The organism is Agarivorans sp. 2_MG-2023 (assembly GCF_030548085.1).
Taxonomy (GTDB): Bacteria; Pseudomonadota; Gammaproteobacteria; order Enterobacterales; family Celerinatantimonadaceae; genus Agarivorans.
In genome coordinates this window covers 1-15,377 of sequence record NZ_JAUORQ010000014.1, presented here as the reverse complement: position 1 = coordinate 15,377, position 15,377 = coordinate 1, and the positions used below count along the sequence as shown (strand labels likewise).

Genomic DNA, 15,377 nt, shown 5'->3' with positions numbered 1-15,377 from the left:
TTTATCAAGTCAAAACTCTATGGGTGGGTAAGTACTTGTGTCCAAAAGCTCGTGATTTAGTGGGAAGAGGTTTTTATTTATTATGTGGTCAATTGTTTCCTTTAATCGTAAGTAGTTAAGAGGAATTCGCTTGCCATTTTCAAGTAAGCAAAACAGCTGGGACTCAGGGGAAATGCTATGTGCTTCTTCTAAATTGGATACGTATTCAGTTATTAAAGGCGTATACAAACTCCGGTTGAATTTGTGTATTTCTCCAACTCCATTCATAAATTGATCTAATATTCTTTGAATATCAAAGCCCTTGTCTTTGTAGCAGTTTGCTTCGACAACAGACAATAGTCTTTCTTTTGTTGCTTTGGCAGGCTTCCTGTCTTTTATAAAATCAATTAGTTTAGTTTTATTCATACAGGAATAGAGCACTATTGTTTTTTTGTGGAAGCCATAGGTGAAGCTTTCTATTAACTTTGAATGGTGCTGTGCGTAGTTTCTTAAGTCATCGCCAATGGCATAACCGTCGTTGCGCTGAAAAAGAGAATTCCTGAACTTAGCAACCTTGCTTTGGTCGCTTTGTTCTCCAGTTAGCTTAAATACAAATGAAGTTTCTTGGCTGTAACTTTTGTCGAGATAAAATTTACAAAGATTCAGAGTAGTAGAGAGAATCCGGTTTAGTTTCAGTTTATATTCATAACCTTGGTTTTTTGACAAGTCGGCTTGACTCGAAAATTGGATGCAAGATTGATAGTTATAGGTTTTGTAGTCAACATATGACTGAACTATTTGGTCATACATTTCTTCGAACAGATAAATTTTATTTAGGTTCGATATACTTGTTTTGTATTTGGTAAATTTAGCAAAACTTAAGGGGAAGGTTGACTCTTCAGAGATTGGGTACTCTGAAACAAACAGGTATTCTGACACTTTGGCCTCCATCTACAAGTCCTCAATGACGCTGATCGCAAACTCTATACTTATCTGGATTGGAGTTAAGTCACGCTGTTTTAGTACTCGTTAGCACGTAGTTTATACAAAATAAATAGCCTACTTGAATTAAAAAACCGCTCAATGAGCGGCTTCCTAAAAATCTTAATCTTCTTTATCTATCTCGGCTTGCGCCGCTTTTTCTAAGGCCGGGTCCGGCTTATCTTTTTGTAAGTCGGCGTCATCAGGCAACGGTTGACCCGTATAGGCATGAAGGAAAGCCTCACAAAGCAGTTCGCTATTGGTGGCGTGGCGCAGGTTATTAATTTGTCTGCGGGTACGCTCGTCAGTGAGTATCTTTAATACCTTAAGCGGAATTGATACTGTGATTTTTTTAACTTGTTCGCTTTTTTTACCGTGTTCAGCGTAAGGGCTGATCCACTCACCGTTCCATTCTGTCGACATACTACAATACACACCAAACCAAAGAGACCCTATTGTAACGGGGGAAATGCGACTTAGCAATCCAACAGCAAAGACATTTAGACGTCTAGAAGTGTTGACGTCTTTTTTGCTGGTGGTAAAGTGGCAGGATGAATTGAGGGAGTAGATCAGCAAATGTCTTTAAAAGATCTTCAAGCTGCCACTATAGCAGTGCGCAGCGGTATAGAAAGTGACAGCCAACACGGCGCAGTAGTGCCGCCTATTTATTTGTCTAGCAATTATAGCTTTGCTGATTTTAATCAGAAGCGTCAGTTTGATTACAGTCGCTCTGGTAATCCAACCCGTCATATTTTGGCTGAGGCTATCGCCAACTTAGAGCATGGAGCGGGTGCGGTGATTACTAACACCGGAATGTCGGCAGTCAATTTGGTTACCGCTTTGCTTGAGCCCGGCGATTTGTTGGTAGCACCTCATGATTGTTACGGCGGCAGTTACCGTTTATTCGACAGTCTTGCTAAGAAAAATGCCTTTGATGTGGCTTTTGTTGATCAAAATGACCAAACACTATTGGCCGAGTTATTGGCTAAAAAGCCTAAAGTAGTGTGGTTAGAAACTCCCAGTAATCCACTATTACGCATTGTTGATATTAAAACTATTGCCGAACAAGCACATGCCGCAGGTGCTTTAGTGGTAGTGGATAACACTTTCCTTTCACCGGCTTTGCAAACGCCGATTTTATTAGGTGCCGACATTGTGGTGCATTCGGCCACTAAATATATAAACGGCCATTCTGATGTAGTGGCAGGCATGGTGGTTGCGGCAACAGAGGAACTTGCTGAGCAACTGGCATGGTGGGCTAATTGTTTAGGGTTAACTGGTTCGGCCTTTGATTCTTACCTTACTTTGCGTGGTTTGCGCACCCTAAAAGCCAGAATGAATGTGCATCAAGAAAATGCTCAAGCCATTGTGGCTTGTTTGCAGCAGCAAGGGGTTGTGGGCAACATCTATTATCCTGGATTACCAGAGCACCCAGGGCATGCGCTGGCGCAAAGTCAGCAACGCGGTTTTGGTGCTATGTTGAGTTTTGAGCTGGAACTTGAAGAAAGCCAAATGGTTAAGTTTCTTAAAAACCTACAATTGTTCTCTTTGGCGGAATCTTTAGGTGGGGTAGAGAGTCTAATTGCTCACCCTGCTACCATGACTCACGCCGCGATGTCGGCTGAAGCCTTAGCGGAAGCGGGAATTTCTAACCAGCTATTACGGGTATCGGTGGGTTTAGAAGACGCCCAAGATTTAGTTAATGACTTACAACAGGCCTTTGCCTCGCTTTAAGCGGGCTAAAAGTTGTAGAGAGGTATTCGGTGTCGGTAAATAGACATGTTCACAAATTTGGTGGTAGCAGCTTGGCTGACGCAGGATGTTTTAAACGCGTAGCCAATATTGTTGCCCAGCATTCGCAAGCCCAAGATTTGATTGTGGTCTCTGCCGCAGGTAAAACCACCAATCGCTTAATCAACATTATTGAATTGGCTCAGCAAGCTGACGACGCCACTGCTGAAGCGCTACAAGCGTTGATTGAGTTTCAGGGTAAGTTAGCCAATGAGTTGCTTAGCAAGCTTACCGCTCAATCGCTCGTTCAAGCCTTAGACACTGAGCACCGTTACATTGCCAGTATTTTAGAGGGAGAGTTAGACACCTTTAATACCAATGAGGTTTTGTCGTTTGGTGAGCGCTGGTCTGCTCGCCTATTAGCGGCTTTACTTAGCGAAAGTGATTGCCAAGCCGAATGGTTAGACTCTCGCGAGTTTTTCAAGGCCGAGCTATCGGCGCAGCCGCAAGTGGACGTTAGCCAAAGTGCACCATTGTTAGCTAAATGCTTGGCGGCGAAACCTGCATGCCGAGTGGTGGTTACCGGCTTTATCTGTAGTGATAGCCAAGGACGAACCGTCACTTTAGGGCGTAATGGCAGTGATTATTCTGCCACTGAATTGGCCGCTTTAGCCGACGCAATATCAACCACAATTTGGAGCGACGTTGCTGGCATTTACAGCGCGGATCCTCGCTTGGTGAAAGATGCTCACTTGCTCGAAAACTTGGCCCTAAAAGAGGCGGCTGAGTTATCGCGTATTGGTAGCTCAGTATTACACGCACGCACCCTAGAGCCACTTGCGCGATCTAAGCAAAAAGTTAATTTGCGTTGCAGTTATGCGCCGAATGATGGGCAAACTCTGATTCATCGCAAAGGCATTAAGAACAATACTGCGAAAATTGTCACTTCTGTAGATGACATCATATTGCTTGAGCTTACTTTCAGCCAAGATTTTTCAAACAATGCCACTGCGCTACTGGAAGCCTTAGCAAAAAGCCATTTAGCGCCGGCGACTCGCCACAAACATAGTGAAACGGGTTCTTTGCGAATGGCATATACCCGTGAGCTGGTTAATGAAGCCTTGAGCAGAATTGACCAATTAGCCGAGCAGTTTCAACTTAAACAAGTTGAGCGCAGCGAAGGGTTCTGTTTGGTTGCGTTGGTTGGAGCTGGAGTATGTGATAACCCGCAACAGTGCTATCAGTTTTTCCAACAGTTAGCTGAGCAACCACTTGAGTTTATTCATTCAAGTGCCGACAAGCTCAGCCTATGTGCCGTGGTAAGAAAAATCACTTTAGAGCCTTTGCTTAAAGAGTTGCACACTAATCTATTTAAACAAAAAACCAAGCTAGGCCTGGTTGTGTTTGGTAAGGGCAATATTGGTAGCCAATGGCTGAGTTTATTTGCCAAACAACAATCACAGTTGCAACAACAATACGGATTGGAATTGAGCTTAGCGGGAGTATTTTCTAGCCAAGCTGGCCACTTAGATTTTGCAGGTTTACATGCCGACGAGGTTTTAAGTATTGAAGCCGATGTGCCGCTAATTTGGCCTGAACTGTTCGATAAGCTGAGTCGTCATCCCTATGATGAGCTAGTGGTGGTAGATATTACCGCCAGTGAAGCACTTAGTGCATATTATCAAGAATTTGCCCGTCGGGGCTTCCATCTTATCACTGCGAATAAACATGCTGGCGCTAGCGAGCAAGCAAACTATGGGGCTCTGACAAAGACCTTTGCCGATCACTCTTGCCATTGGCTAAGCAATGCCACCGTTGGTGCGGGTTTGCCGGTGCAATCTAGCATTCAACAGTTACGCCAAGCCGGTGACAACATTGAGTCTATATCGGGGATCTTTTCTGGCACCTTAAGCTGGCTCTTCCAACAGTACGATGGTTCTTTAGCATTTTCAGAATTGCTAGCGGATGCGCTTAATCAAGGCTTAACAGAGCCTGATCCTAGAGAGGATTTATCGGGTAAAGACGTACAGCGAAAGCTTCTGATATTGGCTCGAGAAGCCGGTTTGGAATTGGAGTTGAACGATATTAGCCTAGAGTCTTTGGTGCCCGAGGATTTGGCTTGCTTAGACCTAGACGCCTTTCTAGATGCCATGTCTGAGTTAGATGAGCCAATGTTGCAAGCGTTTAACGATGCTAAGCGCCAAGGCAAAGTGATTCGCTTTTTAGCGAAAGTAGATGCTAAAGGCCAAGCAGAGGTTGGCTTAGCGGCAATAGACGCTCAGCACCCTTTCGCAAATTTAAAACCCTGCGACAATGTATTTGCCATTGAAAGCCAGTGGTACAAGCAAAATCAACTCGTTATCCAAGGCCCTGGTGCGGGTCGAGAAGTGACGGCTGGTGCAATACAAGCCGACCTTGTGAACCTGTGTCAGTTAATAAGCTGAGAACAAAAAAAGGCCTCTTAAAACTTAAGAGGCCAAACAGGATATTAAGGGTGTTTACAAACGTTTGAAGGCAAACCTTCAGTCTAGTTTTAAGGGTTGCTAGAAAACCTTTCTTACAGTAAGAAATGGCCCTAAGGGCCACTTCCCTATCTTTTACTCACATTTACTGATCATCATGTTGCCACCGGTTAAGGCGCTGTTGATTTCAAAGCTGTAAACGTAGTTACCCGCTTCAGGGATAACAACACTTGACTCAGTACCCGAACCAATCGCAGGCGTCATAGATTGCTCGCTTGCAATTACTGCCACACCGGTTGCAGTTGCAAACTCAGAGCTCCAATCAGAAGCTGCGAACTTGAAGCCAAAAGAAGTAGCTTGGGATTCGTTCACTACCACTTGGTAAATGTTGTTTCCTTTATAGCTAAATTTGTGGCTATCAGGTGTAGCACCAAAACCGTCCCCCCCAGCATAACTACCGCGGATCCACATTTCTTTATCAAGTGGTCCATTGCCTGCTACATCTGCAGCGTTACAATCGGCTAGTGGGCCTGTACCAACAAGGCCACCGCCATTTCCTTGCTGAGGACCATCTGCCGTGGCAGAAACTACTTCAAGGAATAGCGATTCAAAACCGTCTATTTGGATGCTATAGCCACCTGATGCAATATCAATGGTTTCGTTGGTTAGCATGTTACGTAACTGACCATCACTACCAACTTCATCGCCAGTAACGTCGATAGTAAAGCTGTTGGTGCTGGTATTGTTCAGGAACAAGATAGTGTTATCTTCGAATTGTTTGTGATCGAAGAAAACGCTGGCAGCATCATCATGATTAATGGCGGTGCGCTCACCTTTATAAAGAGCTGGATTAGCTGCGCGTAAGGTCATTAGCGAACTAATGTAATCTCGTAAGTCAGCTTGGTTAGCGTCGGCATTAAATACTACTCCGCCTTGTTCGCTAGCCAAGCCTTCAACCTTACCGCTGTTTCGAGCTACGTGGTCATCACAAAGGCCTTGGTCTGCACAAACTGTATTATCTACTTGGTCAGCAAAGTTAGGAACTTCATCTCCAATCTCTTCGCCGTAATACAAGGTGATCGGGCCAGAGTATGCACTTAAAAATGCGTACGCTGCTTTGTGACGATTCCAATACTCTGCTTGATTAGGTTGTGCAATGTCACCGCGTTGCAATAAGTCCCCAAAACGGACTAAGTCATGGTTACCAATAAAGCCATTCGGAACAGCGTGACTTGGGTTAGCTATTTGCCCATTGTAAGCTGCGTTTAGGTTAGTGGCATCACGCCCACCGCTGCCATTTTCTTCCACTGCGTACGTTTGAGTTATGCTATAGCGCATTGGGAAGTCAAATGCTGAGCAAACACCTGGAGTAGCTTCAGGTCCGTAACCATCTTCACGGATCTGGTTACCACCGCCATCCCAAATTTCGGCGACCATATATGCCAGAGGGTTCACGGTTTCACTATTCATGGTGTAAGTTGTTGCTTTAGAGGCGTCTTCTACCGCTTTACGAATCTCACCCCAAGCACCAATTGGTACTTGGTAAGCTTGGTCTAAACGCCAGCCATCAATACCTAGTTCTGTCACCCAGTAGCTAGCGACCTCTTTATAAAACTCTAAAGTATCGTTATCTGTTCCAGGGTAACTTACAGGGTTATCAGAACCTGAAGGCGTTAAACCGTTCGGAGAAGGTGTAACGTTGCCTTTGTGATGACCAAATACGCCATCAAATATCACGTACATGCCACGAGCGTGAGCTTCATCAACTAAAGTGCGCGCTTGTTCCATGGTGCCAAAATTTGGATCGATGGCGAAGTAGTTGCGGGTGAAGTAGCCGGTAGCATCTAGTTTCGAATCACCTTGAGAATCAAAGATAGGTGTCATCCAAACGGCGTTCATGCCAAGGCCTTGAATGTAATCTAGAGAATCAATAATACCTTGTAAGTCACCTTTGTGGTGGCTCGTGCCGTAACCGTCATTATAGTCGTGGCTAGAATCACCATCGATAAATGCTTCGGTCATTACTTGGTATATACGTAGTTCTTTGGCTTTTTCATAAATAGCAGCATCACAGGCGTATGCTTGGTATTCATAATCTGGAACAGAAGGTGTGCCACCGCCGTCACTACCACCGCCGCCACAAGCGCTTAAACCGAATACTACTGCCATTGAGATGGCGCTTTTCGACCAATTCATTATTCATCCTTGCTAGGTACGTCTTATATAGATTGAGTTAATCACAGCGCAGCAAGGCTGGATACTTGGTATCGTTTTCAGGTTGATGGAATATTGACCTAGCTCGCATCTTTGGTTTTATTGAGATTATTGTTTTTTTATGAAATGCTTTTCAGTGAAAAATTCCTGAGTTGTATCATTTTGGGGTTAAAAGCTTGGTTTTAAGTTAAAGCTAATCTTCGATTTGGGTTTTATTCAGCTCGCGGTATGATGGTGCGGTAAAAATAAAGGGAAAACTATGAGTGGCGTTAGAGCGCAGCAAAAAGAAAAAACCCGTAGATCAATTATTGATGCTGCGTTTAGCCAACTAAGTGCTGAGCGCAGTTTATCGAGTCTGAGCTTACGCGAGGTGGCAAGAGAGGCAGGAATTGCACCAACGTCTTTTTATCGCCATTTTTCCGATATGGAAGAATTAGGCCTAACCTTAGTTGATGAAGGGGGCTTAACTCTGCGACAACTTATGCGTCAAGCACGGCAGCGCATTATTGCCACTGGGGGAAGCGTTATTGGTACCTCGGTAGATACCTTTATGGAGTTTGTTTATAACAATCCCAATATTTTTCGATTGTTGCTGCGAGAGCGATCTGGAACTTCACCAGCGTTTAGAGCTGCAGTAGCACGAGAGATTGCCCATTTTATCGCGGAACTGACCGACTATTTAGAGCACCAATATAAGTGCCCGCGAGATGATGCCCAGATGCAAGCCGAAGCGATGGTGATTTTAGTCTTCAATGCCGGAGCATCGGCTTTAGATCTGGCCGAGTTCGATAGGCAAGTGTTGGCAGACAAAACGGTAAAGCAGTTGCGTATAGTGGCTAAAGGTGCCGCGTTATATAATCGTACTCAAGCATTAAGCTAAGAGGTATATATGAAGGTAAAAAAGTGGCTATTGTTATTAGCGTTTATCGCAGGTTTGTGTGGTAACGCTAGTCTGGCTTTACTCACAGTACCGGAATTGACGTTTTCAGTATTTCCGATTATTGCCTTTGTGCTGTCAATAATGCAGCTGTATCAGCTTTATATGGAAAAAGATCTTAGCGAAGACTCTCCGCTGATGGGAGTCGCGGCCTTTTTGTTAGGTGCATTAGGCTATTCGGCTATGCTACGGGCGCAGTTTCCAGACATAGGTAGTAACTTAGTGTTGTTGCTGATTTGCCTGTTTATTGGCTTATGGTTAATGTTCAAACTCGGCGGTTTTAAGCGTTAGTTTAGGTTTGGTTGCTTGGCTTTATTGGTTTGTTGCAGGTAGGTCTACCAGTCGCTTTGTAACCAGTATCGCCTGCCTTTTGAGCATAGGATAAACCCGTTCACAACCCAAAATCTCCGGTACTTTGCCGTTGGTGGCTACCAAGCCTTCACCTATTGATAAGGCAGTGGAGCAGCAACCGTTTTAATGCGCTTGCATAGCTGCTGGCTGTTTAGCGAATTTATCGGCGCTTTGTTGGTTACCAATGTACTAATCGGCATTATTCCCGCGAACCAAGTATTTTTTCCTTGAAAGAGCCCTCGCTGGTCTTGTTGTGCATCACTCATACTACCCAATCTACCCTCTGCTTTGTCACTCCAATATAGGGTGTACCCGCAGGTTCTGTCGCTAAGCAAAAAAAGCTGAATATAGTGAGTAGATTAGCAAAAGGGCAAGGGTGCATAAGCAGAGGGAGTTATATAAAGCAACAGCGATTAAGATGCATTAATCGCTGCTGTTGGCTGGGTTTAACGGCGTTGTAAGTAAACGCCAACCTCTATGTGGTCGGTATAAGGGAACTGATCGAACAAAGCCCAATGGCTAATCTGGTGAGTTTTACTGAGTTCGCCAAGGTTGTTGTACAAGGTATTAGGGTTACAAGAAATGTACACAATGTTGTCGTAAGCTTGCACCATGCCTAACGTAGCGTCGTCTAGTCCGGCACGTGGTGGGTCAACCAAAATGGTATCGCATTGATAACTACTTAAATCCACATCGGCTTCTTGTAAGCGGCGAAACTCTCGCTCACCCAACATCGCTTGGGTAAATTCTTCTGCAGACAAACGTAAAATTTTCACGTTATCTATTTGATTCACTTTTATATTGTATTGCGCAGCCTGCACCGAGGGTTTGGCGATTTCGGTGGCCAGTACTCGATTAAAGTTTTTAGCCAGCGCCAGTGAGAAGTTACCATTGCCGCAATACAGCTCCAGCAAGTCACCTTGGCTAGCGCGAGTGGTGTTTTGCGCCCAATCTAGCATGTGCTGATTCACTACTGCATTAGGTTGGGTGAAGCTATTTTCTATTTGTTGATAAACAATCTCTTCGCCATTTACCGTTAACACTTCATCGACGCGATCATCGCTTAAGCACATTTTTTGTTTGCGAGAGCGACCAATTAATTGAATTGAGAACTGCTGGCTCAGTTCGGCTTTAAGCTGTTCTGCTGCTGTGCGCCAGCTTTCATCTATCGGCTTATGATAGAGGAGGCTAACTATCACTTCGCCACTTAAGGTTGACAGAAAATCTACCTGGAACAACTTGTGGCGCAATAGCGTGTTGCTTTTTAGCTTTTCAACCAATAACGGCATCAGCTGATTGATGATCTCACTCGCTGGTGGAAAAGTGTCTACCCTAAACTTCTGCTTGGTCTTTTGATCAAACATAATGTAATAGAGGTCGTCGCCCTCGTGCCATACGCGAAACTCGGCGCGCATACGGTAGTGTTTCGTCGGAGATGCGAACACACTTGGCTCGGGTGGAGAAAACTCGGCAAATTGTTCGCGACGTTTAGCGACTTTCTCGGCCAAGAGTTCTTGGTACTGTTCTGGGTAGTATGCGATAGCGCTCATGGCCGCTCCTGTGTTCTAGCAAGGAGCGCAATTTAAAGGCGCATGGCTTGCTTGTCCAGTTTATCTACAATAATAGTGATAAAATTTCTAAAGTTTTAAATTTGGTCGCCGATAAGCTGTGACTAGGGTAAATCCATGGAGGCTTTATGAACGAACTTAATGGCTTGGGTAAAACACCCGTGCAGCAATATGCCGAGCGCTTATTGCAACAGTCTGCGCCGGCGATCGAGAAAAGGAATAATCTCGCCGACGACAAGGCAAGCCTAAATCAACAAGGCGCTGTAGCCAGCCATGTATTGTTGAGTTCAATAGAAAAACACACTTTGTCGATGGCCACTGGCGGCGTTAGCTTACCTAAGCCGCAGCAAGTGAGTGTGTTTGATGCCGAAGAAGTGGCGAGAAATGTACTTAACTTTGTTGCTAGCTCTTTATATAGCGCAAAGCAATCTGGGATGTCGGAAGATAAATTGGCCGAGATGATGGCTCAAGCCCGTAAAGGTGTAGATATTGGCTTTGAAGGCGCTCGAGAAGAGCTAAGTGATGCGGGGATCCTTAACGAAGAGCTCGAGAAAGGCATCGATAAAAGTTACGACTTGATTCAAGACGGCCTAGAGAAAATAGAAGAGGGTGATTACGAGATTCAATCAGCACCTATTGCCAGCCAATTAGCCATGTCTAGTTCGCAATCTGCCAGCATGCAGTTAGAAACAGCGGAAGGCGATAAGGTCACTATTAGTTACGGCTCGCAATTAGCGGCAAGTTATAGCGAAAGTGGTTCGTCCTATCAGGCATCATTTGCGTCTCAGCAGCAATTTAGCTTCTCTGTTGAAGGTGATTTAAATGAAGATGAACTGGCAGCGATAGCCGATCTAATTAAGCAAGTCGACGAAGTGGGTCAGCAGTTCTTCTCTGGCGACTTAGATAAAGCCTTTGATCAAGCGCTAACGATTGGCTTTGATGAGCAGCAGCTAGTGGGCTTTGCGGTCAATTTTCAGCAGCAACAAAGTGTCGCGGTGAGCCAAGCTTATCAGCAGGCCGATGACAAAGCGGCTGGTGGATCCGATTTAGTGCCCGATCTCAGCCAGTTCTTAAGTTCTTGGCAAGATATTCAAGCTAAAGTGAGCGCGTTGTTTGCTCAGCCTGAGTCTACAACAGAAACCTTACTTGCTGGTATTTTACCGGTGTCTAGCCCAAGTGAAGAGAATGACAAGCAAGCTGATATAGAACGCTTTAAAGGTTTCGCCGACAGAATGGCTGAGGCCTTGGCTATGTTTAATAACACTTCGCCTAATCAAGCGAACGAAAACGCCAATATTAGTTAATTTCATGTAGAGAAAAAGCCAGCCATTTTGTGCTATTAATCACATTAATGCTGGCTTATAATCTCGCCCGCTGTGGTGCTTAAGTAAGCGAAACTTAGGCTTAATAGGGAATCTGGTGAAACTCCAGAACTGACGCGCAGCGGTAAAGAGGAACGAAAGCTCAAGGATTGGCCCTTTCCAAGGATCACCAGACACTGCTTGTTTAGCCAAGCGGGAAGTCGTAGCCGTAGTACATGTAACCTGCCTCTAAGTCCGAATACCTGCCACATCGCACATGCTTACAATAGCAAAGTACTACGCGACGATTAGGATACATCGATGAAGAAGTTGATATTACTGGCTGCTGTTACGCCAGCTTTTGGTTATGCCCAAGAAACCCCTCAAGAGCCTGCTCAAGAACAACAAGCCACCATGGTAGTTACCGCTAACCGTATGGAGCAAACTGCGGCTAGCGTTATTGCCCCCCTCACAGTGGTAACTCGCAGTGAAATAGAAAGCAGTGGCGCCCAAGACATTGTGGATGTACTCAGCCAGCAAGTAGGTATTAGTGTTAGCCGTAATGGTGGTAAAGGCCATAGTGAAAGCGTATTTATTCGTGGTTCGGGTTCTTCGCAATCGTTGTACCTTATTGATGGCGTGCGAATTAACACCGCAACTTTAGGTGGTGCTCAGTTAGGCTTGCTGCCTCTTGAGTTTGTCGAACGAATTGAAATTTTGCGCGGAGCACGCGCGTCTGTTTATGGTGCTGACGCAGTAGGTGGTGTTATTAATATTATTACGCGTCCAGAGTTTGGCAGCGAGTACCATGGGCTTAAAGTTGCGGTTGGAACAGAGGCCACCGCTAAAATTGCTGGCCGCGCGAGTGGTTTGATTGGCAGCTCAACCCAATATAATGTGGTGCTGAGCGCTGATAAAAGTGACGGCTACGATATTCGCCCGCAAGACACATTAGACGAAGACTATGGTTATAGTACTTTTGGTGGATTGTTTAGCATTGACCATCAATTTAACCAAGCTTGGCGTGGTCGTGTTTATGCCATCCATAACGACGGTGAGTCTGAATTTATTCAAGGTGTAAAGTACCTCAACAAGCATCAGCAAAGTGTATATGGAGTTAGCGCTAATTACGCTGCTAACCAATGGTCTAGCGAACTGGGCTTAAGTTACCATCAAGATAAGTCTGACAGCGCTGAAGCAAGCAATTTCGTTAACCCTAACCGCTATGCAACCGAGCGTAAAGCCGCTAACTGGCTGTTAGGTTATAAACTAGATGAACAGTGGTTATTGCAAGGTGGTCTTGATTACCAAAATGATGACATTTCTGGTTCTAAGAGTGCTTATAAGCAAGAAAGCCGCGACAACAAAGCCGCGCATATTGGTGCTCGAGCAGACTACTTAGTGCATATCTTAGAAGCTAGCGTTCGTTATGATGACAATGAGCACTATGGTGACCATACCACCTATAACTTAGGATGGGCATGGCAGCTTCAATCTGATCTGCGTTTTAACGCCTTACATGGCACTGCGTTTAGAGCGCCTACTTTTAACGACCTTTATTACCCAGGCAGCGAAAATCCGAATATTAAAGCCGAAACCTCTACTAATACTGAGTTTGGTTTTGCTTTAGATTTATTGCGTAGCCAGTGGCAATTTAATGTGTTCCGTAACGATGTAGAAAATCTCATTGCTTGGGGCTGTGTAGCTCGTTGTGATAATGACTACAGTGGCCCATCAGATACTTGGCCCTTATGGACACCTGACAATGTTAGTGATGCGCGTATTCAAGGTATCGAAATTCAAGGTGACTTTTCTACTGCTTGGGTAAACCATAGAGTGATTGTTGAATACCTTGATCCAAAAGACCGCAGTACCAATAAAAACCTTATTCGTCGCTCTGAAGAGCAAGTGAAGTATAAAGCAGATGTTTATTGGTCTGACTTACAAGTGGTTGTCGACTTCCTATGGAGTGGTGAGTCTTATGAAGATGCGGCTAACACCAAAACCTTAGGTAGCTACTCGGTATGGGACCTTAGCGCTAACTACCAATTCCAAAATGGGCTGCGTTTAGATGCCAAACTACGTAACTTATTCGACCAAATGTATTCTACAGCACAAAACTATCAAGCCCCTGGCCGAACGGTAGAAGTGGGTGCGAGTTACAAATTTTAAGCTAAACGCTTAACAATGGCCGTCAGCCCTAGCATTGGTTACACTAGGGCTGATTTCTATTGAGGCTTATTGGTACAACAATGCATGTTCTTGTTTTTGATTCTGGTGTCGGCGGGCTGTCTATTCTCGAAGAGCTTCAGCAACTTAATCCTGAACTGCAATATAGCTATCTATTCGATAATCTCTATTTCCCCTATGGTGAGTTAGCCGACAATCAACTCGTGGAGCGAGTCTTGAGCTTGCTAAAGTTAGCTGTTCATCAACTTAAACCCGATATCATCGTCGTTGCCTGTAATTCCGCTAGTACTTTATCTCTTCCTTATTTACGAGAAACATTAACTATTCCGGTGGTGGGTGTTGTGCCTGCGATTAAGTCAGCGGCTAAGCTAAGCCAAACTAAGCACTTTGGCTTATTGGCCACGCCGGGAACGGTAGAGCGGAGCTATACCGCGCAATTGATTAATGACTTTGCCGCAGATTGCCAAGTCGAATTAGTAGGGTCTACATCATTGGTGCAGTTAGCTGAGCAAAAACTGGCAGGCGAACAAATTACACTAGAGGCTGTTAAAGCCGTTGTAGAGCCGTGGCTATCGTTCAAGACATTAGATTGCGTTGTGCTGGGTTGTACTCATTTCCCGCTACTAAAAGAAGAGCTACAACAGGTATTAGGAGAGAAAGTTAAACTTGTCGATTCTGGCCCAGCTATAGCCAAGCGAGTACAAAGCCTACTTATAGATGCTAGTAAACCGAATTTAATGCAAAAAAAAGCGGAAACCCGTGCATATTGCACTGAGCATTCCGCTAATTCTGATTTACTTAAGCAACTACAGCACTATGGTCTACATAGCTTGCAGCTATTAACTTAAGCCTCTTTACGTTCGTTTGCTTCACGTACCTTCAAGGTGCGTTGCTGAAACTCTTGCTCGTTTAATGCTTCTACAGCTTTGGGTGCGTCTTCAGCTGCCATTTCAACAAAACCAAACCCACGGCGTTTGCCGGTTTGCTTGTCTTTTAATAAGCGAACGGAAACAACTTGCCCGTAGTCAGAAAACAACTTACGAATCGCCGACTCGTTAGCACGGTACGGCAAGTTACCTACGTATAGTGTTTGGGTATCAATAGCGTCAGCTGAATCGCTAGCAGATGAATCTGAATTCGACTCTTCGCTAGAGGCTGAACCCGAGCTTAATAATACGATGGCGCCACCTACTATTACTGCAACAGACAGATAGATAGGCTCAAGAGATGCTACAGCGCCAGCGACAAAGTATGCAGCTATAGCTACTGCTACTAAAATGACAATGGATAAACTGGAATTTTTCATAATAAATTCAATGCTCAATGTATTCGGAATAATGGAAAGCAACTTTTTTAACAAAATTGCGACATCATGTTAGCCAGCTTTTTATCGATAAGCTAGAAAATGTACAATTTCTCTTTCAGAAATTTGCTAAAAGACACAATTACTTTTAATTCATAGGTTTGATGGGGCTCAAAACGTCATTTTTGTGGATAAGTTTGTGGGTAAGGTGTGGCTTAGTTGGGGGCTGTTTAGGAACCTCAATTTTATTACGATTTTCTTCAAAAAACGCTTGCGCCGCCAGCGCGGATCCCTATAATGCGACTCCACTGACACGGCAAGCGGCGCTGCAAAGCGATGTAGAAACGAGGTCAGGGTTGG

The 15,377-nt window shown here is 44.7% G+C and carries 13 protein-coding genes and 1 riboswitch; of the genes, 7 read left to right on the top strand and 6 right to left on the bottom strand.

What is annotated here, in order from left to right; translation table 11 throughout:
• Window positions 1-9: 9 nt before the first annotated feature.
• Window positions 10-918 (bottom strand): hypothetical protein, encoded by a 909-nt coding sequence (locus tag Q4549_RS18285; protein WP_303553917.1) that lies wholly within the window; start codon window positions 916-918, stop codon window positions 10-12.
• Between the two features lie 165 nt (window positions 919-1,083).
• Window positions 1,084-1,383, bottom strand: coding sequence for a met regulon transcriptional regulator MetJ (metJ, locus tag Q4549_RS18280; protein ID WP_303516212.1), 300 nt, complete (start codon window positions 1,381-1,383; stop codon window positions 1,084-1,086).
• A 153-nt stretch (window positions 1,384-1,536) separates the two neighbouring features.
• On the opposite strand from metJ, the gene metB reads away from it, so the two are divergent.
• Together metB and metL are read left to right on the top strand one after the other, a co-directional pair.
• Window positions 1,537-2,694, top strand: coding sequence for a cystathionine gamma-synthase (gene metB, locus Q4549_RS18275; protein WP_303553918.1), 1,158 nt, complete (start codon window positions 1,537-1,539; stop codon window positions 2,692-2,694).
• A gap of 29 nt (window positions 2,695-2,723) precedes the next feature.
• Window positions 2,724-5,135, top strand: coding sequence for a bifunctional aspartate kinase/homoserine dehydrogenase II (metL, locus tag Q4549_RS18270; RefSeq protein ID WP_303553919.1), 2,412 nt, complete (start codon window positions 2,724-2,726; stop codon window positions 5,133-5,135).
• Between the two features lie 153 nt (window positions 5,136-5,288).
• Here metL and Q4549_RS18265 read toward each other — a convergent pair whose 3' ends face one another.
• Complete coding sequence (locus tag Q4549_RS18265; protein WP_303553920.1) at window positions 5,289-7,349, bottom strand: alpha-amylase family glycosyl hydrolase; 2,061 nt, start codon at window positions 7,347-7,349, stop codon at window positions 5,289-5,291.
• 277 nt (window positions 7,350-7,626) lie between these two features.
• Here Q4549_RS18265 and fabR point away from each other — a divergent pair, with 277 nt between their 5' ends.
• Window positions 7,627-8,247, top strand: coding sequence for an HTH-type transcriptional repressor FabR (gene fabR, locus Q4549_RS18260; RefSeq protein WP_137674776.1), 621 nt, complete (start codon window positions 7,627-7,629; stop codon window positions 8,245-8,247).
• A gap of 9 nt (window positions 8,248-8,256) precedes the next feature.
• Window positions 8,257-8,595: a DUF1422 family protein gene (locus Q4549_RS18255; RefSeq protein ID WP_137674775.1), complete on the top strand. Its 339-nt coding sequence runs from the start codon at window positions 8,257-8,259 to the stop codon at window positions 8,593-8,595.
• A gap of 152 nt (window positions 8,596-8,747) precedes the next feature.
• Here Q4549_RS18255 and Q4549_RS18250 read toward each other — a convergent pair whose 3' ends face one another.
• Complete coding sequence (locus tag Q4549_RS18250) at window positions 8,748-8,921, bottom strand: hypothetical protein (protein WP_303553921.1); 174 nt, start codon at window positions 8,919-8,921, stop codon at window positions 8,748-8,750.
• A gap of 180 nt (window positions 8,922-9,101) precedes the next feature.
• Window positions 9,102-10,205, bottom strand: coding sequence for a tRNA (uridine(54)-C5)-methyltransferase TrmA (gene trmA, locus Q4549_RS18245; RefSeq protein ID WP_303553922.1), 1,104 nt, complete (start codon window positions 10,203-10,205; stop codon window positions 9,102-9,104).
• 146 nt (window positions 10,206-10,351) lie between these two features.
• On the opposite strand from trmA, the gene Q4549_RS18240 reads away from it, so the two are divergent.
• The 3 genes from Q4549_RS18240 (at window position 10,352) to murI (ending at window position 14,562) form a co-directional block, all read left to right on the top strand.
• Window positions 10,352-11,527, top strand: coding sequence for a DUF5610 domain-containing protein (locus Q4549_RS18240; protein WP_303553923.1), 1,176 nt, complete (start codon window positions 10,352-10,354; stop codon window positions 11,525-11,527).
• 56 nt (window positions 11,528-11,583) lie between these two features.
• Window positions 11,584-11,810, top strand: a riboswitch (cobalamin riboswitch).
• Between the two features lie 35 nt (window positions 11,811-11,845).
• The gene (locus tag Q4549_RS18235; RefSeq protein ID WP_303553924.1) at window positions 11,846-13,696 is read left to right on the top strand and encodes a TonB-dependent receptor; all 1,851 of its coding nucleotides are present in this window, start codon (window positions 11,846-11,848) and stop codon (window positions 13,694-13,696) included.
• An 80-nt stretch (window positions 13,697-13,776) separates the two neighbouring features.
• The gene (gene murI, locus Q4549_RS18230; RefSeq protein ID WP_303553925.1) at window positions 13,777-14,562 is read left to right on the top strand and encodes a glutamate racemase; all 786 of its coding nucleotides are present in this window, start codon (window positions 13,777-13,779) and stop codon (window positions 14,560-14,562) included.
• Here murI and Q4549_RS18225 read toward each other — a convergent pair.
• A complete protein-coding gene (locus tag Q4549_RS18225; RefSeq protein WP_303553926.1) occupies window positions 14,559-15,020 on the bottom strand; it encodes an RNA-binding protein in 462 nt (153 codons plus the stop codon). The genes murI and Q4549_RS18225 overlap by 4 nt on opposite strands.
• Between the last annotated feature and the right edge of the window lie 357 nt (window positions 15,021-15,377).

Bases quoted from the DNA above. Each gene is read 5' to 3' on its own strand.
- Q4549_RS18235 (WP_303553924.1), top strand. From the start codon at position 11,846: ATGAAGAAGTTGATATTACTGGCTGCTGTTACGCCAGCTTTTGGTTAT.
- fabR (WP_137674776.1), top strand. From the start codon at position 7,627: ATGAGTGGCGTTAGAGCGCAGCAAAAAGAAAAAACCCGTAGATCAATT.
- Q4549_RS18250 (WP_303553921.1), bottom strand. From the start codon at position 8,921: ATGAGTGATGCACAACAAGACCAGCGAGGGCTCTTTCAAGGAAAAAAT.
- metJ (WP_303516212.1), bottom strand. From the start codon at position 1,383: ATGTCGACAGAATGGAACGGTGAGTGGATCAGCCCTTACGCTGAACAC.
- Q4549_RS18255 (WP_137674775.1), top strand. From the start codon at position 8,257: ATGAAGGTAAAAAAGTGGCTATTGTTATTAGCGTTTATCGCAGGTTTG.
- Q4549_RS18240 (WP_303553923.1), top strand. From the start codon at position 10,352: ATGAACGAACTTAATGGCTTGGGTAAAACACCCGTGCAGCAATATGCC.
- murI (WP_303553925.1), top strand. From the start codon at position 13,777: ATGCATGTTCTTGTTTTTGATTCTGGTGTCGGCGGGCTGTCTATTCTC.
- Q4549_RS18225 (WP_303553926.1), bottom strand. From the start codon at position 15,020: ATGAAAAATTCCAGTTTATCCATTGTCATTTTAGTAGCAGTAGCTATA.
- Q4549_RS18265 (WP_303553920.1), bottom strand. From the start codon at position 7,349: ATGAATTGGTCGAAAAGCGCCATCTCAATGGCAGTAGTATTCGGTTTA.
- trmA (WP_303553922.1), bottom strand. From the start codon at position 10,205: ATGAGCGCTATCGCATACTACCCAGAACAGTACCAAGAACTCTTGGCC.
- metB (WP_303553918.1), top strand. From the start codon at position 1,537: ATGTCTTTAAAAGATCTTCAAGCTGCCACTATAGCAGTGCGCAGCGGT.